This is a genomic window from Paraburkholderia sp. 31.1, assembly GCF_014397645.1.
Classification (GTDB): Bacteria; Pseudomonadota; Gammaproteobacteria; order Burkholderiales; family Burkholderiaceae; genus Paraburkholderia; species Paraburkholderia tuberum.
On sequence record NZ_VZQN01000036.1, the window covers coordinates 17,854 to 34,872 of the forward strand.

General features: G+C 60.1%; 20 protein-coding genes and 2 tRNA genes. 12 read left to right on the forward strand and 10 right to left on the reverse strand.

The window, feature by feature from the left end; genetic code table 11:
• The first annotated feature begins 87 nt into the window (after positions 1 to 87).
• The gene (locus F6X37_RS25475; RefSeq protein WP_187613211.1) at positions 88 to 573 is read left to right on the forward strand and encodes a phage protein NinX family protein; all 486 of its coding nucleotides are present in this window, start codon (positions 88 to 90) and stop codon (positions 571 to 573) included.
• A 74-nt stretch (positions 574 to 647) separates the two neighbouring features.
• On the opposite strand, the gene F6X37_RS25480 is transcribed toward F6X37_RS25475, so the two are convergent.
• Both F6X37_RS25480 and F6X37_RS25485 read right to left on the reverse strand, forming a co-directional pair.
• Positions 648 to 724 (reverse strand) — tRNA-Arg (locus F6X37_RS25480).
• 74 nt (positions 725 to 798) lie between these two features.
• Positions 799 to 875, reverse strand: a tRNA-Arg gene (locus F6X37_RS25485).
• Positions 876 to 998: 123 nt separating this feature from the next.
• Between F6X37_RS25485 and greB the strand changes: the two genes are divergently transcribed.
• On the forward strand, positions 999 to 1,568 hold the full coding sequence (gene greB, locus F6X37_RS25490) for a transcription elongation factor GreB (RefSeq protein ID WP_184053119.1): 570 nt from the start codon (positions 999 to 1,001) through the stop codon (positions 1,566 to 1,568).
• Between the two features lie 134 nt (positions 1,569 to 1,702).
• On the opposite strand, the gene F6X37_RS25495 is transcribed toward greB, so the two are convergent.
• Both F6X37_RS25495 and F6X37_RS25500 read right to left on the reverse strand, forming a co-directional pair.
• Entirely contained in the window at positions 1,703 to 2,872 is a 1,170-nt protein-coding gene (locus tag F6X37_RS25495) for a porin (protein ID WP_090801447.1), read from the reverse strand.
• Between the two features lie 525 nt (positions 2,873 to 3,397).
• Positions 3,398 to 3,646 carry a hypothetical protein gene (locus tag F6X37_RS25500; protein WP_184058062.1) on the reverse strand — a complete coding sequence of 83 codons (249 nt, stop codon included), beginning with the start codon at positions 3,644 to 3,646 and terminating at the stop codon, positions 3,398 to 3,400.
• Positions 3,647 to 4,037: 391 nt separating this feature from the next.
• On the opposite strand from F6X37_RS25500, the gene F6X37_RS25505 reads away from it, so the two are divergent.
• Both F6X37_RS25505 and F6X37_RS25510 read left to right on the forward strand, forming a co-directional pair.
• On the forward strand, positions 4,038 to 4,241 hold the full coding sequence (locus tag F6X37_RS25505) for a cold-shock protein (protein WP_090801445.1): 204 nt from the start codon (positions 4,038 to 4,040) through the stop codon (positions 4,239 to 4,241).
• Between the two features lie 331 nt (positions 4,242 to 4,572).
• Positions 4,573 to 5,721: an exonuclease domain-containing protein gene (locus F6X37_RS25510; RefSeq protein ID WP_187613212.1), complete on the forward strand. Its 1,149-nt coding sequence runs from the start codon at positions 4,573 to 4,575 to the stop codon at positions 5,719 to 5,721.
• Positions 5,722 to 5,759: 38 nt separating this feature from the next.
• On the opposite strand, the gene F6X37_RS25515 is transcribed toward F6X37_RS25510, so the two are convergent.
• Positions 5,760 to 6,356 carry a chorismate mutase gene (locus tag F6X37_RS25515; RefSeq protein ID WP_184023301.1) on the reverse strand — a complete coding sequence of 199 codons (597 nt, stop codon included), beginning with the start codon at positions 6,354 to 6,356 and terminating at the stop codon, positions 5,760 to 5,762.
• Positions 6,357 to 6,634: 278 nt separating this feature from the next.
• The gene (locus tag F6X37_RS25520; protein WP_018421453.1) at positions 6,635 to 6,784 is read right to left on the reverse strand and encodes a hypothetical protein; all 150 of its coding nucleotides are present in this window, start codon (positions 6,782 to 6,784) and stop codon (positions 6,635 to 6,637) included.
• 664 nt (positions 6,785 to 7,448) lie between these two features.
• Here F6X37_RS25520 and F6X37_RS25525 point away from each other — a divergent pair.
• Positions 7,449 to 7,700, forward strand: a complete 252-nt coding sequence (locus F6X37_RS25525) for a hypothetical protein (protein ID WP_184053110.1) — start codon at positions 7,449 to 7,451, stop codon at positions 7,698 to 7,700.
• 341 nt (positions 7,701 to 8,041) lie between these two features.
• On the forward strand, positions 8,042 to 8,896 hold the full coding sequence (locus F6X37_RS25530) for a hypothetical protein (protein WP_187613213.1): 855 nt from the start codon (positions 8,042 to 8,044) through the stop codon (positions 8,894 to 8,896).
• Positions 8,897 to 9,514: 618 nt separating this feature from the next.
• Here the strand turns inward: F6X37_RS25530 and F6X37_RS25535 are convergent.
• From F6X37_RS25535 to F6X37_RS38025, 3 genes are all read right to left on the reverse strand, one after another.
• Positions 9,515 to 9,973 (reverse strand): hypothetical protein, encoded by a 459-nt coding sequence (locus F6X37_RS25535; protein ID WP_187613214.1) that lies wholly within the window; start codon positions 9,971 to 9,973, stop codon positions 9,515 to 9,517.
• Positions 9,974 to 10,117: 144 nt separating this feature from the next.
• Complete coding sequence (locus F6X37_RS25540; RefSeq protein ID WP_187613215.1) at positions 10,118 to 10,459, reverse strand: hypothetical protein; 342 nt, start codon at positions 10,457 to 10,459, stop codon at positions 10,118 to 10,120.
• A gap of 3 nt (positions 10,460 to 10,462) precedes the next feature.
• The gene (locus tag F6X37_RS38025) at positions 10,463 to 10,738 is read right to left on the reverse strand and encodes a hypothetical protein (RefSeq protein WP_410451428.1); all 276 of its coding nucleotides are present in this window, start codon (positions 10,736 to 10,738) and stop codon (positions 10,463 to 10,465) included.
• Between the two features lie 6 nt (positions 10,739 to 10,744).
• On the opposite strand from F6X37_RS38025, the gene F6X37_RS25550 reads away from it, so the two are divergent.
• Positions 10,745 to 11,344, forward strand: coding sequence for a DedA family protein (locus F6X37_RS25550; protein ID WP_260321038.1), 600 nt, complete (start codon positions 10,745 to 10,747; stop codon positions 11,342 to 11,344).
• A gap of 47 nt (positions 11,345 to 11,391) precedes the next feature.
• Entirely contained in the window at positions 11,392 to 12,423 is a 1,032-nt protein-coding gene (locus F6X37_RS25555; protein ID WP_187613217.1) for an AI-2E family transporter, read from the forward strand.
• Positions 12,424 to 12,571: 148 nt separating this feature from the next.
• On the opposite strand, the gene F6X37_RS25560 is transcribed toward F6X37_RS25555, so the two are convergent.
• The gene (locus F6X37_RS25560) at positions 12,572 to 13,255 is read right to left on the reverse strand and encodes an ureidoglycolate lyase (protein WP_187613218.1); all 684 of its coding nucleotides are present in this window, start codon (positions 13,253 to 13,255) and stop codon (positions 12,572 to 12,574) included.
• 618 nt (positions 13,256 to 13,873) lie between these two features.
• On the opposite strand from F6X37_RS25560, the gene F6X37_RS25565 reads away from it, so the two are divergent.
• The 4 genes from F6X37_RS25565 (at position 13,874) to F6X37_RS25580 (ending at position 16,952) form a co-directional block, all read left to right on the forward strand.
• Entirely contained in the window at positions 13,874 to 14,416 is a 543-nt protein-coding gene (locus F6X37_RS25565; protein ID WP_316251999.1) for an SgcJ/EcaC family oxidoreductase, read from the forward strand.
• A gap of 271 nt (positions 14,417 to 14,687) precedes the next feature.
• A complete protein-coding gene (locus F6X37_RS38030) occupies positions 14,688 to 14,813 on the forward strand; it encodes a PliI family lysozyme inhibitor of I-type lysozyme (protein WP_187613219.1) in 126 nt (41 codons plus the stop codon).
• Between the two features lie 82 nt (positions 14,814 to 14,895).
• On the forward strand, positions 14,896 to 16,155 hold the full coding sequence (locus tag F6X37_RS25575) for a putative Na+/H+ antiporter (protein WP_187613220.1): 1,260 nt from the start codon (positions 14,896 to 14,898) through the stop codon (positions 16,153 to 16,155).
• 491 nt (positions 16,156 to 16,646) lie between these two features.
• Positions 16,647 to 16,952 carry a DUF4148 domain-containing protein gene (locus tag F6X37_RS25580; RefSeq protein ID WP_184068778.1) on the forward strand — a complete coding sequence of 102 codons (306 nt, stop codon included), beginning with the start codon at positions 16,647 to 16,649 and terminating at the stop codon, positions 16,950 to 16,952.
• Positions 16,953 to 17,019: the final 67 nt, after the last annotated feature.

Sequence of the window (17,019 nt, forward strand, 5' to 3'; positions counted from 1 at the left end):
GCGCTTCACGCCAGTCAGGCATCTTTCGTGCGGCGGCTCAGGATACAACTCAAGGCAGGTCTCACCTGAACTCCAGGGGGAACGCAGATGAACGTGTCCGACCTCGCTGGCGTGGCGCTCGATTACTGGGTGGCGCGCAGCCTGCACGATTTCGTGCGCGAAATCTACTTTACCGATAGTGGCGAGACTGTTGCGATCCGCGGCAACGATCGTGGTCGTCCGTGGGACGGGCGTTTTACACCTTCCGCATCATGGGAGGCGGCTGCCGTTGTGCTTGAGCGCGCGATGCGGCTCGACGTGCGCGAGCAGAGCGATAAAGGCGCGGTATGCGTCGCTGAGTTCAAGGGCGGGCAGCGAGCCTCGGAGGGAATGGGCGACTCGCTGCGCATTGCTTTGCTGCGGGCGTTTGTCGTGAGCCGTTTCGGCGATACCGTCGACGACGTGCTGCGCGAGCGCCAGGCACTGACCGGCATGCGGACCGACACGATCAGCGAGCAAACGGTGGGCGGGGTCGTCGAGGACTTGCCGCACCCTGATGGGCAAATTGGGGATATCCAGTCGCCGCCGCGATGAGTTGCTGGCGCACGGGCACGGCATGGTGCGCCAGAAAAAACAAAGGGCCTTCCGGTTGGAAGGCCCTTCACAGGTGGTGCGGCTGGCAGGATTCGAACCCACGACCCCTTGGTTCGTAGCCAAGTACTCTATCCAACTGAGCTACAGCCGCACGCAAAACGGTGATGCTTACTGTAAAAACTGATGAAACCTGAGAGCTCCCTGTAAGGGCGCTCTCGAATAAGGTGGCGCGGCTGGCAGGATTCGAACCCACGACCCCTTGGTTCGTAGCCAAGTACTCTATCCAACTGAGCTACAGCCGCACACAGAAACGAGATTATAGCCAACAGATTTGAAAAACGGAAGCCCATCACGGCGATTTGTGTCTCCGGCCCGATCGTGTAACCTTTTATGAGATTGTTGCTAGTTGCTGTTAATGGATGATTATGAACAAGGCCTTTGTCAAAGAGTCGAGCGAAGACAACGATGACGATCTCGACATCGCCCAGCCCGACGTGCCCGCAGGCACCAAAAACTACATGACTCCCGCCGGTCATCGGCGTATGCGTGATGAATTGCTGCATCTGATCGATGTCGAGCGGCCCGAGGTTGTCAAGCTCGTGTCGTGGGCGGCGTCGAACGGCGACCGCTCGGAGAATGGCGACTACATCTACGGCAAACGCCGTCTGCGGGAAATCGACCGGCGCATCCGTTTTCTGACCAAGCGGCTCGATCTAGCCGAGGTCGTCGATAGCAGCCGGCAGGAAAACGTCGACCAGGTGTTTTTCGGCGCGACGGTCGACTATGCGACCGAGGACGGCGAAGAGCATCAGGTCACGATCGTCGGTGTCGACGAGGTCGACCTGGACATCGGGCACGTAAGCTGGATTTCGCCCATTGCGCGTGCGCTGCTAAAGGCTAAAGTCGGCGATACGGTCACGCTGTTCACGCCGGCCGGTCCGCAGTCGATCGACATTCTCGACGTCAAGTATCCGCTGCCTGATAGCGGCCGCTAGGCCTCTGGCGAGGACCTGGGCTCACGTGCACGCACGCAGGCCTGCGCACAAAGCGGCAAAAACCCACGTCGGCACGGACATAAAAAAAGGCGCCGCGAACGGCGCCTTCTCTACTGCCAGTCCTTGCGCAGTGCTTAGAAGCGGTGACGCAGACCTGCGGTCACAGCGACTTGCTTGTTGTTGCCCGAAGCACCGCCCACGCCATTGATGTAGGCGTTAACGATCGAGTCTTCGTTTGCTGCCTGATACACGCCTTGCAGATACACGTCGGTACGCTTGGACAATGCGTACGCGGTTTGCAGGTTGACCTGGTTCCAGTGCACGTGCGAGCTCGACAGGTTGGCGCGGGTGTACGTGTACGCGCCAGCGATGCTGATTGCCGGCGTCAGCGCGTAACGGGCGTTGGCTTCAAAGTTCTGGAACTGAGCGCTGTTGGTCGGGAAGCCGATGCCGCTCGTTATGCCCGATGCGGCCGCGCTGATACCTGCCAAGCCATGCAGGTTCGTCTGCGAGTACACGAGGCCGACCGTTGCCGGGCCGAACGCGTAGTTGGCGCCTGCGCCCCACGTTTGCTGACGCTGAGCGAAGAACGTGTTGTCGCCCGACACCGCGCCACCCGAGTTGAACGCAGCGGCTGCGCTGTTCGCGCCATTGCTGTTCAGTTGCATGTACGCAGCGGCAACGTTCAGGCCGCCCCAGTTATACGACGCGCCCGCACTGTAAGCGCGGTTGTTGGCGAAGCCGGCAGCCTGGTTCGAGAAGCCGTACAAGCCGCCAAACTTGAAGCCGCCGTAGTTCGCGCTCTGGAATTTGGCCGAATTGTTGATACGGAACGAGTTATTCAAGTTGTCGTTGTCGAACGGGTGCGCGAACTGCGTGCCGCCGTACTGCGTGCCGGTCAGTGCCAGCGGTCCGACGTAGTCGACCATGCTGTCGTATTGACGGCCGAGGGTCACGGCACCGAACTGGTCGCTCGACAGACCGACGAAGGCCTGACGGCCGAACAGACGGCTGTTCTGCTTGAGCGTGCCGTCATTGATGCCGAAGCCGTTCTCCAACGTGAAGATGGCCTTCAGACCGCCGCCCAGATCTTCAGCGCCACGCAGGCCGAAACGGCTGCCGTTCACCGAGCCGCTCGTCATCGCCACGTTGGCGCCGTGCTGGTTACTACTCGGATTCGGATGCTGGTTGTTCGTATAAGTGATTCCGGCGTCGATCAGGCCATACAGGGTGACGCTACTTTGCGCGTGCGCTGCCGTTACGAAAACGCCCGACAGGGCAGCGACCATGAGTGTCTTCTTCATTGATATAACTCCAAGAGCGAGAGAGATATAAAACCCTGGCTTAGGAGACCTTCACGCGAGCGCTGCGAGAAGCGGAATCCGCGTGAGAAGCGCGTTGACCAGATCCGCGCCGGTTTCCGATTAGGCAGAGTGTAGAGAGACACTTCCGGGAGTTGGCGTTCCGATTCGCGCAATAAAGTATTACGCGAGGAGAAACGATCGTTAATCGCCATTCGAGCCTTATGGATAAAGGCTTTGCGCCGACTGGGCGGATTCGGCGTCTGAATTTTCCTAAAGCGCGTTGCTGATTCGCGACACCGAACGATGCGGAAAAACAACGGGAAGAAATGCGGGAAAACGATTGTTGTTGCGGCGGCAATAGACGATTGTTAATTATGTGAATAATCGAACTTGCCTATGACCGCTATACTGTAACTTCTGCTTTCCGAAGCAGACTTTTTCGTTGACGAAAAAGATCTCCAAACCTTTGTCAGCGCGACCTTTCAGTCGCGCTTTTTTTATGGCGGACGAGTTTCGCGAATGTCTCTAATGAGCGGGCGCAGTACCTTCCACGTCGTCCCAGTCCGCCTGCGCGGGCACGCTCCAGTCTTCCATCACATAACGGCGCGCATCCATTGGCGAGGAGAGCAGGTTCTGCCAGTGGTCTCCGTGCCACATCGGATCGAAGTCGAAAACGGTGCGTGAATCCCCAATCTGTGCGGGCTGGTCTGATATGACCTTTGCGTGCGAATGAGTGAGCCAGGTGAAGAGACGGTGAATTTCCTTGGACAGCATGGCAACCTCCTGAAGCGCATCGCTACAACTGACTTGCATCATGCGAGTGAGGCGGCGCCGCAACAAGTCGGACAAACACTTACGCAAAGATAGACTTTGTTACATTCGTATTGCATATTTTCGCAAATTTTCCCGTTTGCGGACTTCGGATTATTTTCGTTCAGGTAAATTTGACGCCCCGACCTATATCCGTGTAGTTTGAAGTCTTATCTTTTTATACGCTAAACGCATATGAAAAGTTTACTTGACGGTCATTCTCTGTTCCCCGTATAACGGCAAAGCCGAATTTGATTGGCTGTTTCTGCCTTGACCAGATATAGGCAATTGAATCGGGGTTGGATCGATTCAAGGGCAACGCCCGCTTTGGATAAATCACAGAGGAAAACAGGAAATGGAAACTGGTATCGTCAAATGGTTCAACGATGCTAAGGGTTTTGGCTTCATTACGTCGGACGTGGGTGGCGAGGATCTGTTCGCGCACTTTTCGGAGATCCGCAGCGAGGGCTTCAAGTCGTTGAAGGAAAATCAGCGCGTGTCTTTTGAAGTCAAGACCAGCCCGAAGGGCAAGCAGGCGGCCAACATTCAGCCGCTGTAAATGCGCTGGGCTGGGCGCGCCGCCCGCGCAATCGGGAGCGAAAAACCCTCGCCGTCGCGCGAGGGTTTTTATTTTTATCTAGATGTCTCCCAGGTCGGATCTTCGGTAACTGCGTGGTTCAACAATACGCATTATTGTCGGAAGATAATCCATCGAAACGAATTGACTACGTCAGGATTAATGGTCTGGTTTAAGCGTCTGCGGGATTTCAGCGCAAAATCGACGGCCCATGCCGACGCAGTTTCCAGCTGCGCACGCGGCGCGGTCTGCATGCGCAACGTCCAACTGGTGCATACTTGCCGCAAATTCATGCGCCCGAATCCCTTGTCCCATGTCTGAACTGCTTTCGCCGGAACCGGCACTCGATGCACCCATCGTTTTCGTAGATCTCGAAACGACCGGCGGCTCCACGAGCGAGCACCGCATTACTGAGGTTGGCGTCGTCGAAGTCGGGCTGGCCGGCGTCTCGCGCTGGAGCAGCCTGATCGACCCGCAGCAGCCGATTCCGTCGTTCATCCAACAGCTGACCGGCATCACGAACGACATGGTGCGCGGCGCACCGACGTTCGAGTCGATCGCGCCCGCGTTGTTCGAGCGTTTGAACGGCAAGCTGTTCGTCGCGCACAACGCGAGTTTCGATCGCGGATTTTTACGCAGCGAATTTCGTCGCGCGGGAATCGCGTTCGATCCGGACGTGCTGTGCACGGTGCGGCTGTCGCGCGCGCTGTTTCCCGGCGAAAAGCGCCACGGTCTCGATGCGCTGGTCGAACGCCATGCGCTGGTGCCGTCCGACCGCCACCGCGCGCTCGCCGACGCCGATCTGATCTGGCAGTTCTGGCAGCGTCTGCCGACGCTCGTGCCGCTGGAAGCGCTGCGCGCGCAGATCGAGCGCACGACGCGTCGCTACCGGCTCGCCGGCGACATCACCGAAGATTTGCTCGACACCGCGCCGGTTGGCTGTGGCGTGTATGCGTTTTATGGCGAAGACGATGCGCCGCTGTATGTCGGTCGCAGCGTGCGCGTGCGTCAGCGGCTGCGCTCGCATCTGACTGGCGAGCGGCGTTCGTCGAAGGATATGCGGCTAGCGCAGCTCGTGCGACGCGTCGAATGGCACGCGACTGGCGGCGAACTCGGCGCGATGCTCGCGGAGGCGCAGTGGATCGCAACGCTGCGGCCGGGCCACAACCGCTTGCCGCGCGTGACGAAGAGCGATCCCGCGAACGCGCCGTGGCCGTTCGAGGGGCCCATCGTGTTCGAGGAGCGTGAGGACGCGCAGCGTATCTTCCACGTGGTCGATCGCTGGCGCTACCTCGGACACGCGCCCTCGCTCGTCGCGGCGGCGCAGCTGCATGCGTCGACGCTGGCTGGGTCGTTCGAACTCTCGACGTACCGTATCCTGCAAAGCCATCTGGCGCGAGGCCTGCGCGTGATGCCGTTGAGCGTGTCGCGTGACAGCCCTGAGTCGAGCATCGTCGCGTGACGCTTATGCGACGGGCGCGCGCCGTGGCGTTACCGGAATCAGCCGGTGGCGCCGACTCCGCCCGTCTCGCACACGTGACCTAGTGCGTGCGTCAACGCGCTCGAATGCGCAGAGTCATAGCGCGTCAGCGCCTTCCAGTTAGCCAGCGATTGCGCGACCCGCGACGGACAATCGTCCGCCGCGCGCAGCGGCTGCACGCGCGCCAGACTCGCCATCAACGACTGTGTCAGCTTGTCGAGCTGCGGTCGGGTGCTGGTTGCGAGATCAGGTGCGGGACCTTGCGGTGGCTGGGTGCGACGCCAGTTCGCGAAGAGCGCGTTCTGCACGTCTTTGCTCGCATCGATCTGATCCTGGAAGAACGCGCGGGCGAACGCCGGGTCGACGTTTGCCGCCGCGGCGCGCTTTTCCACCTCGGCGAGCAGCGCGTTTTCACGCGGCGTATCGGTGATCGGCTGGTGGTTCGCCCACTTCCAGCGTGCGACCGGTTCCGCGAGTGCAAGGCGCTGCGAAACCAGCGCGATCAGGCTCGTGAGCGCGGTGTCGTCACCGTCGGCGAGGGCTGGGGCGGGCGAGAAGGCGAAGGCGGCGGCGATGACGAGCGCGCATGACGCGCCGAAGCGATGCAAATGATTCATGAGATGGACGTGGCCGGGCGGCCGTTGACGGAAAAACCAGAAGAATAAATGATGCGCCGCAACCTGCGAGCACCGGGTCGATTCACACGGATCGTCGGGGCGAAGTGGGCGAGAGAAGGACGCGCGTACACGCTCGAGCCGCGTGGCCCAGTGCAACTGCTGTGCTCAGGCGAGCTGATCCACCGTCATGACGGAGATGTCGGACGCGTAATGAGGACGCGAGTATTCGCTGCGCGTGAAATCAACGAGCGCGAATGCTGCGCCGCGCCAAGGAACCGTTACTTCGGATCGCACGACTTGCGTTGTTCGTCAAAGAAAGCGCGAACATGCTCGGGCAGCTCGGCTCCCAAAAACTCGACGGCCACAGGTTCCGGATCCGGGTAAAGAACTTTGTCCGGGGTCGGAATCTTCGGTGGTTTGGCATCCATGATCTTTCTCCTTTGCGAATCGATTATCGGCCTCGTTCCCTGCATCGCACCAGTGTCCGATGCGAGTCATACACACTCTGTTGCTTTAACGGCACAAGCCGACACACCAGCGGAAGGATTGAATAAAATTTATCGTCTGACTATTGCCTGCGTTTCGCGGTCTGCTTGATCCGCTTAATTGCCAGCGCGAAATCATCTCGTCCCGCTCCTTCTGCCAGTCCCTCTCGAGCCATGCCCAGCCTATGTTTCAGCACGACCGATCGATATTTTCGCCGCGCTGCATCTAACGTTGTCGCATGACTAAAACGTGACAAACTTGTGCATTGCCGCATCGACAGGTGTTTCGCTTTTCCTGAACTGAACGTACGCAATTTGCCGATTGCATAACTCGCAGTCTAATTCTTTGTAAACGACCCATTCCCCATCGCGTTGACCGCGCAAAACACTATTTAAAGATTTGGTCATTAATCAACTGACTGACAGGGGTTGGCAAACACATTCCCGCATCGCCGTGACAAAAGGACCTCATTTGGTGACAAGTCATGCGCAGCGCACCGGGCCACCTATGATTGAAGCGACTACTGATGGCTCGACGTGCGCTGGCAGACGGACACGCGAGGCGCAGCGCGGATGATGACGTTCTTCATGTTCGGGAGAGGTCGCGATGGAAAACGCTGTCTACTGGAACGGACGTCAGGTTGGCATCGAATGCGCCGGCAGGATCTTGTGGTTCGCGTCGGCACCCGCGCAAGCGATAGCCGCATACGGCGCGCCACGCCAGCAGCCGAGCGCACAGGCCGATACCGTCGTTGCGCGCAACCTCGCGATGCCACGGTCGTACGACCCGCTCCACGTTCCCGACCAGGCTGGCCATGCGTTGCGCCACGACGTCGCGCCGGACGCGGCGCAACGCTGACCGCAAACGGCTGTATCAGGCCCGAAGCGACTCGTCGGCGCACCCTCGAGACCTTACAGATCAAGTGGGGTGTTAGCGCACACACCGCGTTGCGGCGAACTTATACGATGCAATTGCCGTGCTGCCGTCGGCCTCTCACCAGTTGTCGGGCGAACCGGTAACCACACCCGCATCAGTCTGCAAACAGCCGATACCGAAGGCCGGCAGCGCGAGGAGGGTAGGTCTGTCTCGCAACATCGTTGCATCAACACTATTTGCCGCTGGGAGCCGCGCATCGCGTGGCCGCACCTCTTTTACCTGGCGCTGCGTCGTGCTCACTTGCGTGATCGCCGGGCAATTCAATGCGAAAGATCTACGGCCTGACTGGGCTGCGTGCGTTCGCGGCGTTGCTCGCCGTCGTTCATCACTTTGCCGACAACGAAGGGGGCTGCCACCGGGCATTGTGCAACTCATCGATAACTGGGTCTGGGGTGTTGACATCTTTTTCATGCTGCGCGGCTTCATCCTTGCCTATACATATCTTCCTTCGCGAGCGACCGCGTTCGGCTGGGTCGACTATCGCGATCGTTTATCGTCAAGCGGTTTGCGCGCGTGTATCCGCTGTATCTGGTGACGTTTCTGGTGTTCGTCGGCCGATGTTTCGTCGCGAAGCGAGCTGGAACTTCGTGTCGTGGTCGATCAGCGCCGAATGGTTTGCCGTTCTGTTTCTGTTTTCGCGGTGCGCGAGAGTGCTGAGCCGGCTGTCGCGCGTGACTTTCGGTGTGATCGTGCTGGTGTGCTGGCTGACGTTGTGCGTGTACTGCTTCCTCTATAACGACGGCGATGTCGGGCTGACCACGTTCGGTATGCTACGGATCGTGTTGCAGGCATGGCGCGGGACATCTGGGATGACTTTGCCCGACGAAATGGCGCTCCCAGAGTGCGATGCGAAACTACCCACCGAGGCTGGTGAACCGGCGAATCGGGATAACTGGCAAACGGCGGCGCAGCGGATAGCGGATGAGTTGTTCGAGCGCGATACCGCAAATGGTTGTCGTGACTCGCTCGCTGGCTATTCGCAACGGGTGGTAGAGGAAATGAACGAGCGCTGGCGGTGTTTCAACGCGTATTTGCGCACGAACTGGCCACTGCACTCCGCGATGCCAATGCGGCGGTTTCGGCAAATCTCGTACGTGGGTCGCATATGCGTGCATTGATGCGTCGGACAGCGAAGCGCAGGACGGGGCGCGATGAGGCGCCTGAAATCTATTTCCACGTCACGCATACCATGCACTAGTACTTGCGTGGCCTCGCGCGAGCAGGGAGAGGAACTTCTGGTTCGGCCCAGTTTGGGTCGTTCAACAAACAAGAGTTGAGTCCTGATCTCATTGTCAACGAGCGAATCCAACATCCATCAGCGGCTCTTTTAGCGGTCGCGGTTTAAGCGCGTACAGCAGCACCGCATCTACAGCTCGTTCCCAGATGACCAGCGCGCTCCTCCTTGCCCGTCCGCTCAGGCGACGAAGTGTAGTTGAACGAGCCAGTTTCAGCGCTACGCGGGTTGAGCACCTTTCCTTACCGGCTTCACCTGAGTGGAGCGAAAGGCCTGGTCGCGAGTGGCGCGCTGGATTGCGCCATACCTATCAATGCGCGGATCTTTGCGGCAGGCCCGCGACCGTAGATCCGCGCGACAACCTGGTGCTGTACGGCGTGCATGCCGTGCAGAAAGCGATTCAGCTTTCGGTACGCTCAAGAATTGGTATAAGCGGATACCGCACCACTCCGAATACTCCACCAAATAAGATGTGACTGGCTTGAATTCAACCGGCCTTAACTCACGATGCACCACTGGCAGCGAGCTTGACAAATAGTCTGGCTGCTTCGTTGCCATGGGACAAAGCGCGCAGTGCAAGGGAGAGCGCTAGCTGTGCGTCGTGGGAGGCTGCGCTACGATCCTGATCGAAGAGCTTGACGGCGTGGCGCATATGCTGCGCCGCCTGAATGTGAAGCTCCACGGCCGCCGCATGATGTTTTGCCACGTCCGCGGCACTTGCGGCTGAGCCGGTCGATGGAGGCGTTATTGATGGCGTATTGGCGCTGTGCGCGCCAGCGTCGTGTGCCTGATCGATCGCATGCAACGTGTGGCCATGGGCCATCATCGCCTGATGTGCGGCGTGGGCAAAGTCTTGACCGTCATCGAAATGCCGCGACGCCTCGCGGTGATGTCGCGCGGCCTGCTCGTGGTGTGACGCCGCGGCTTCGAGATGCCCTTTCTTGCTGTGCTTCGTGTTCATGCCGGCTCCTGTGCAACTTCAGGACTGGTTCGGATGGCGACCGATTCGAAGACACAGTGGTGGGTCGCAACAAGATCCTAATCTACACGCCCTTGCGCCTTCTGTGGCATTTGCGTCTCGCGGAGAATCGTCGCGCTGTGGCGATCACCGCGCGGTCAGGATCCGGAGGATTTTCTGCACGATGCGCTCATGCTGCTCCAGCGCCTCATCGAGCGTACTTGCTCCATAGCTCGTGTTGTCTCGCGCTTCCAATCCGGCGATGCGCGTCACGAATAGCGAAACCTCCCCGGTTTTCGGTTGGGACACACCGCGGGAGCGGGTCGTGACCGTCACGCCGGATTCGTCCAGCAGCGTGCGGCGGAAGATCAGTTCGTTCTCAGTCATCCAGCGCGACCACTCGCCGCGGTCGAACACCTCGACAGGCCTGTTCTTCGCATCGAGGACATAGAAGCGTTTCCAGCTCGACGGGACGGAGCGTGCTTTCATATTTCAATGCGAAGGCGTGAGCAGCAAGCCGATCGCCTCCCGCCACCAGGTTTCGTCGACGCGGCCCATCCAGTCGTTATGTTCAGCCGCCTTCACCACCATCAGCTGTCTCGGTTCGGCCAGCGAGTTGTAGAGCGCTTCGCCGAAGCGCGGGACTGCTGCGCGCTTGCCGCTATACTTCCCCCTCCACCAACGGACACGTAGCCGGCACACATGGCCACGTTCGTGCAATTCGTCTTGCAACTGGACCAGGACCTCGAAGCGCTGCTGGTCCGGCATGGGCCGTTGGCCTACGCAATCCTCGGGGCGATCGTCTTCTGCAGTGTCGGCGTACTACCGCTCGTCATTCTGCCCGCGGACATGCTCCTGTTCCTGTCCGGCGCGCTCGCTGCCGTCGGCGTGCTGCAGCCTGTGTGGCTCGCGCCGTTGCTGGTCGCGGCCGCGGTTGCAGGAAAAGTGTTCAACTACGCGCTGGCACGTGCCGTCGCGTCGGTATGGAACCCGAAGCGCAGCGGCTGGATCGACAAGGTGACTGCGCGAACGCGCGCGCTCTACGTACGTCACGGCGCCGCGCTGCTGCTGTACTCTCCGTTCATCGCAATCGTCCGGGCGGTCGCGCCCGCGCTCGCCGGCGCGACGAAGATGCCGTTTCGCCGCTTCGTGCGCTTCGCGACCGGCGGTGCGGTGATCTGGATATGCTCACTTGCGGGTCCCGGGTATTTTTTCGGCAACGTGCCGTGGGTCCGCTCGCACCTGCCGGCTGCGATGGCGATCGTGATCGGCGCGGGTGTCGTCGCGCTCGTCGTCAGCCTGCTGTGGCGAGGACGGCGCAAGCGCCGCACCGCCGACCCGACGCTACCCGACGAAAAGTCCCCCTGCGACTGACGCGGCGGCCCACAACCCGCCAGGCAGCGCTGCTCGCGAGGAAACGCATGGACCCGGGCCTGCTGAAATGCACATGTGCGGCCGTGCTCGCCACACTGCCCGGGTGGGGACTGTATGTCGGCCGCCCCGTGCTGGTGCCAATTGCGTTCGGCATCATCGCGACGTACGTGGTCTTCGGTCGCGCCAACCTGCTGCGCCGCATTCCCTACCTCGGTGCACGCCTGCGGGACGGCCTGCGCCACGCGATCGCTGCGACGCTGATGCTCTTCACGGTCTACCTGTCGGTCGACCTGCTGCTGTCCGACAGGGACCGGCTGATGGCCGTCGCGCCGAAGTACGAGGCGACGCTGCTCGTACTGTTTACGAAGTTCGCCGCGCTGCTGCACATCGAAACGGAGGCCAACTGGGCTGCGATCCGCCGCGACCTGTTAGCGAGCGTCAACGTGCAGGCGATCATAACCGCCACGCTGTCGTCGGTGTCGTCGCTGCTCGCGGCGATCATCGTCGTGCTGCTTTATGCGACGTTCTTTCTCATCGAGCACGCGAAATATCGCCGCAAGCTCGTGAACTTCGCGGGCGACTCGACGCGGATCGTGTCGGTAATCGACGAGATCAACTCGAAGATCGGCGTCTATCTCGCGATGAAGACCCTGCTCGGCGCGATCCTTGGCATCGCGAGCTGGGCCTGCATGCGGCTCGTCGGACTCGAATTCGCGGGGCTTTGGGCGGTGCTGGCCGGCCTACTGAACTTCATCCCGTATGCGGGCTCGTGGATCTCGGTCGCGGTGCCGACGCTGCTCGCCGCGCTGCAGTTCGGCCAGTGGAACGCGGCGATCGTGCTGTTCATCTCGCTCACGCTCGCGAACTTCGTGGTCGGCCATCTCCTCGACCCGTGGCTGATGGGCGGCTCACTGAACCTGAGCCCCGCGGTGATCCTGATCAGTCTGGCGGTGTGGTCGTCGATCTGGGGCATCGCGGGCGCCTTCCTCGCAGTGCCGATCACCGTCGGCCTGGTCATTGCGTTTTCCACGTTCGAATCGACACGTCGTTTCGCAGTTCTCCTGACGAACGATGACTAACGTTGTTGGCCTGTCGGTGACGTCCGTTAATTTCAGGGATACTTCGCGCGCGTGGCGCGCGCCTCATCACTCTCATAAAGGGATGCGATACTGGCGAACCGAGGACGTATGTCCGCTGGACCTGGCGGGAGCGGGTGTTCCCTACGCGCTACAGCTGTAGGCTGCCGCCTCGAAGAGGTTGGGCGTCGCGGGCAATCGGTGCCTCGAGGAGACAACCAAACTCGCGGGCAAAGTCGACGGAGACGCGCGCGTGGACGGCGCCCTGCTTGTCAAAGAACCGCTGGGTTCCTTCGAGAGTGAACACGCCTTCATGCCAGATGTTTGGATGGATGTAGAGGCCCTGCTGTCCATCAAAGCGAAAGCACACGAACTTCTCTGGCGCTATGTCGTCCCCGGGCAGCGCCAAGGGAACGTAGAACGGGCGATGGTCGAGAGGAAAGAACAGTTGTCCACCGTCTGGGTGGTAGTTCGCGTGCCAAAGCAACATGCGCTCCGGTACATTGGTGTTGTCGTCACGGGCTGCTTCAGGCTCCACTGCGTACGCAAGGATGTAGTTGCCGCCCACAGCCTCGTTTCGACCGTACAGAATGTCCCCGCGCCATTCGCTCACAAATGTGCCTTCGGTCGTGCCTGCCTCATCACCGGTTCCAGGGTCAACGGGCCTTGCACCCACTGCCGGCCACTGCACAATCTCGATCGAACACTCGCTCGGGTCTGCTACAAGCCTGCCGAATCCATCAAGCGTTGTGGGGGTCGCATCGACCACGGGCATTGACACGCACCGAAGGCCAGAAGGAAGGCTGGGATTGAGGTAATCGATTTCTTGGGTCATTGCGGCAGTCTACAGGAGTAGAACGTACCGACCGCCGATGGTCGAACAAAGAGTTTGACCGCCGCTTGTCCACGTGGAAACCGCCACTGGCACAACGCCGGACCTGACGTCGGAAGTGGGTCGGCTACGGAAGTTGGCGGCGATGCTGCGGCGCAACCGCAGCAACACAGGTCGACCGTCCGGGGCCGGCCCTTTCGGCCGTTCGACACAGCGGGCTGGATTGTCAACAATGCGTTCTGGAACGCATTAGCGAGGCGATCTATCACTCTGTCCAAATCGTGCATGCCGTCGAACGTGAAAAGAATTTTCGACGGCGCGAATTGCTTGATTATCGGCTCAACCTCTTCAAACTGGATCGCGCTCGAATGTGGGTCGTAGCGTTGCGTCGTGCGCGTCGACGCGTGAGTTTCCGCGCTTGCAACGTCATCAGGCGTCTGTTCGCGCGAAGCTTTTGCGAACAACGAGGCTAAAACTTTCCTATGACGTCATAGTTGACGAGCGCATCAATATTGGGTGTAATATCACAATACGTCCCAGACAGGTCGACTGACGACATAGCTGGCTGGCCGTTGGCAGCCGGCGATACCTGAAAGGTTCCCTTGTAGCCTAAGGCGCCTGGTGGCTGTAGTTTCCCGACTCCTCGTTGGCTCTCGTTTAAATGGATTGAACGCAAAAATGAAGAAGATTTTGATCGCCGCCGCAATTGTTTTCAGCACTAGCGTGTTTGCAGGCGAAGCCCTCGTACCGAAGGTCTATCGCGAAATCGCCGTGGCGCCGACGAATCAGCGCGAAGCTGAAATCGCGTCGCTGTTCGATCGGTGGAATGAGGCGCTCGCAACGGGCGACGCCGACTCCGTTGCCAGGCTGTACGCACCCGATGCCGTACTGGAGCCAACGGTTTCCAATGAAGTCCGCACGACTCCCGCCAGCATCAAGGACTATTTCGTGAGGTTTCTGAAGCTGAAACCGCACGGTACGATCAACCTCCGCGAGATCCGCTTGCTGAGCGACGATTCGGCGCTGGACACGGGCGTCTATACGTTCGACATGGTGAAGAACGGCAAGCATCAGAAGGTGCATGCGCGCTATACATTCGTGTACAAGAAGGTTGATGGGGAGTGGAAGATCCTCAATCACCATTCGTCGGCGATGCCGGAGTAACACTCCATTGAACAACGGGTCCGTGCCAGGCGATCAGATGTGAATGGCTGAGCGCGTTAGACGCCTCACGCCAATTGCTGCCGCGCATGCTTCACGCGCAGAATCGAGGGGAATTTCGGCCGCCAACCCTCATAGATCAAATGAAACTGTCAACTGGCGATTGAGTCCGGCTAGCCCCTCGATAAGAATTTAAGTTCAACGAATTCCAGGCGCCGCTCGGCCCTGCCGCCAGAATTCTGGATTGACACAATTAATTTGCACTACAAACCTCATGGCGGCCTCCGGAAACTTTCTCGAAGTCGACGCGCTCAGGATCGGCCTCCGCACGGTCAGGCTGCTTGCCCGCGTCGATACCGATACGCGGCACGATGTCGTGGCTACGCTGAGAGCTGCCTAAAAGCGAGGCCAGCGATCCGGCCGGCGGCAACACCAACCGCGTGCGTTCCAGAGTCCGTTCCATCGCCATTCAAAGCGAACACATGCCACATTCAGTTGAAATCGCCGGCACAGTCATCTTCGGACTGGCCCTGCTTCATACGCTCCTCGCGAAACGCTTCGAGGTTCTGGCCCACCGGTACCCGCACCACGCGGGCCTGTTTCACTTTCTCGGCGAAGTGGAAGTCGTCTTCGGCCTCTGGGCCCTGATCCTGTGTCTGGCTATCGTCGCGCTAACCGGTTCTGCGCAGGCCGTGGCCTATGCTGAATCGCGCTCCTTCACCGAAGCCCTGTTTGTCTTCGTGATCATGGTGATCGCCGCGAGCCGGCCCATTCTCGACGCGGTCACGACGCTCGTGTCGCACATCGCGCGTGTCCTTCCCGTCAAGACGGAAACAGGCGTCATCTGGCTTTCCCTGACCCTCGTTCCGTTGCTCGGCTCGTTCATCACGGAGCCGGCCGCAATGACGCTGGCAGCGCTGATCCTGCGAGACCGGCTTTTCAGGTCGCCGATCGCCGAACACTGGAAATATCTGACGCTCGCGGTGCTGTTTGTCAACGTGTCGGTCGGCGGCATGCTGACCGCCTATGCCGCGCCTCCGGTGCTGATGGTTGCCGCCGCCTGGGGATGGGACAGCGCGTTTATGGCGGCGCAGTTTGGCTGGAAGGCGGCCATTGCTGTGCTGGTCAACGCCACAGGCCTGCTGCTATTCATGCACCGCAAGCTCCCGAAGCACGCAGAGCGCAACGACGCGCCCGCCGCCGCGGTTCCCGTTCCGACGGGCGTCACGCTGATACACACCGGCTTTCTCGTCGCGGTGGTGCTGTCGGCCCATCACCCGGTTATCTTCATCGGCCTCCTGCTTTTCTTTTTGGGCTTCACGCAGGCATACGAGCAGTACCAGTCGCCGTTGATGTTGCGCGAGAGCCTGCTGGTAGCGTTCTTTCTCGGCGGCCTGGTCGTGCTCGGGGGTTTGCAGCGATGGTGGCTGCAGCCGGTCGTCGCATCGCTCGATGCTTACGCACTTTATGCCGGCGCGCTTGGCCTGACGGCGATCATGGACAACGCGGCGATTACCTATCTCGGCTCGCTGATCGCGGGCCTTCCGGACCAGGCGAAGTACATGCTGCTGGCCGGCGCAGTCGCTGGAGGCGGTCTCACAGTGATCGCCAACGCGCCGAATCCCGCAGGACTCGCCATCGTGCACAAGGGATTCCATGATGAGTCAGTCAGCCTGCTCGGCCTGTTGCTCGCTGCCGTCGTGCCGACGTGCGTCGTCTCGGCAACGCTGCTTTTGCTGTAGGCTGCCGCACCGCTGTCCGGCAGTGCGCCCAACTGGGTGCGATTCGATGGCGCGCAGTCGCAGGACGGCGGGCCACGATGAATAACGTCTTGCGGCGATAACCAACACCGGCCTGGATTTTGCGCGAGACCACCACGACTGCGCAGGTCGCGGCCAGCGGCCTGACGAACGCGCGTGACGGCAGCCTGCACTTAGCCGCGCAGACCGGCATTCCATCCCCCTTCCAGTATTAGCGACAGTTTCATTGCATTCTTGCGCCGGGGCGAATTCGTTTCGCTCCGGCGTTTCGTCGTTTGTAATTGCTTTGCGCCGCGAGGTACCCCGATGACGTTGCAGATGCGGAAAGTATCTGTTGGGTGAAAGGTGATTGTAATGATGCGTTAAACCGATAAACTGGCTTCAACGACTAAGCACACAGGCTTCCGCCCCAGCGGTCGTTGTTTCGCTAACCCAGTATTTTCTGTTTCTGAAATTAAATTGGAGAATTAACCATGGCTAAAACATTCATTCCGGTTATCGCACTCGTTTCGGTCCTCGTTCTGCCGACGATTGCATCCGCTAACAGCAACGGCCCCCTCACCCGTGAGCAAGTGCGCGCGGAGCTGGCCCAGCTGCGGCAAGCGGGCTACGACGGCAACCACGGTGACGCGCACTACCCCACGCACCTCCAGGCCGCGCTGAAAAGCGTGGCGGCTCAGCAGGCACTCAGTGGCCACGGTGGCGTGAAATCGGGCTCGGCCGCTTCCGGCGCACCGACCCAGGTGGCCTCGGATCATTCGATCTACAAAGGAAGTTAATGGGCTATCAGCCGGATGGCCGGGCGCTTTCGACTGCCCGGCCCGGTGATCTCCAGCGAGCGGCATC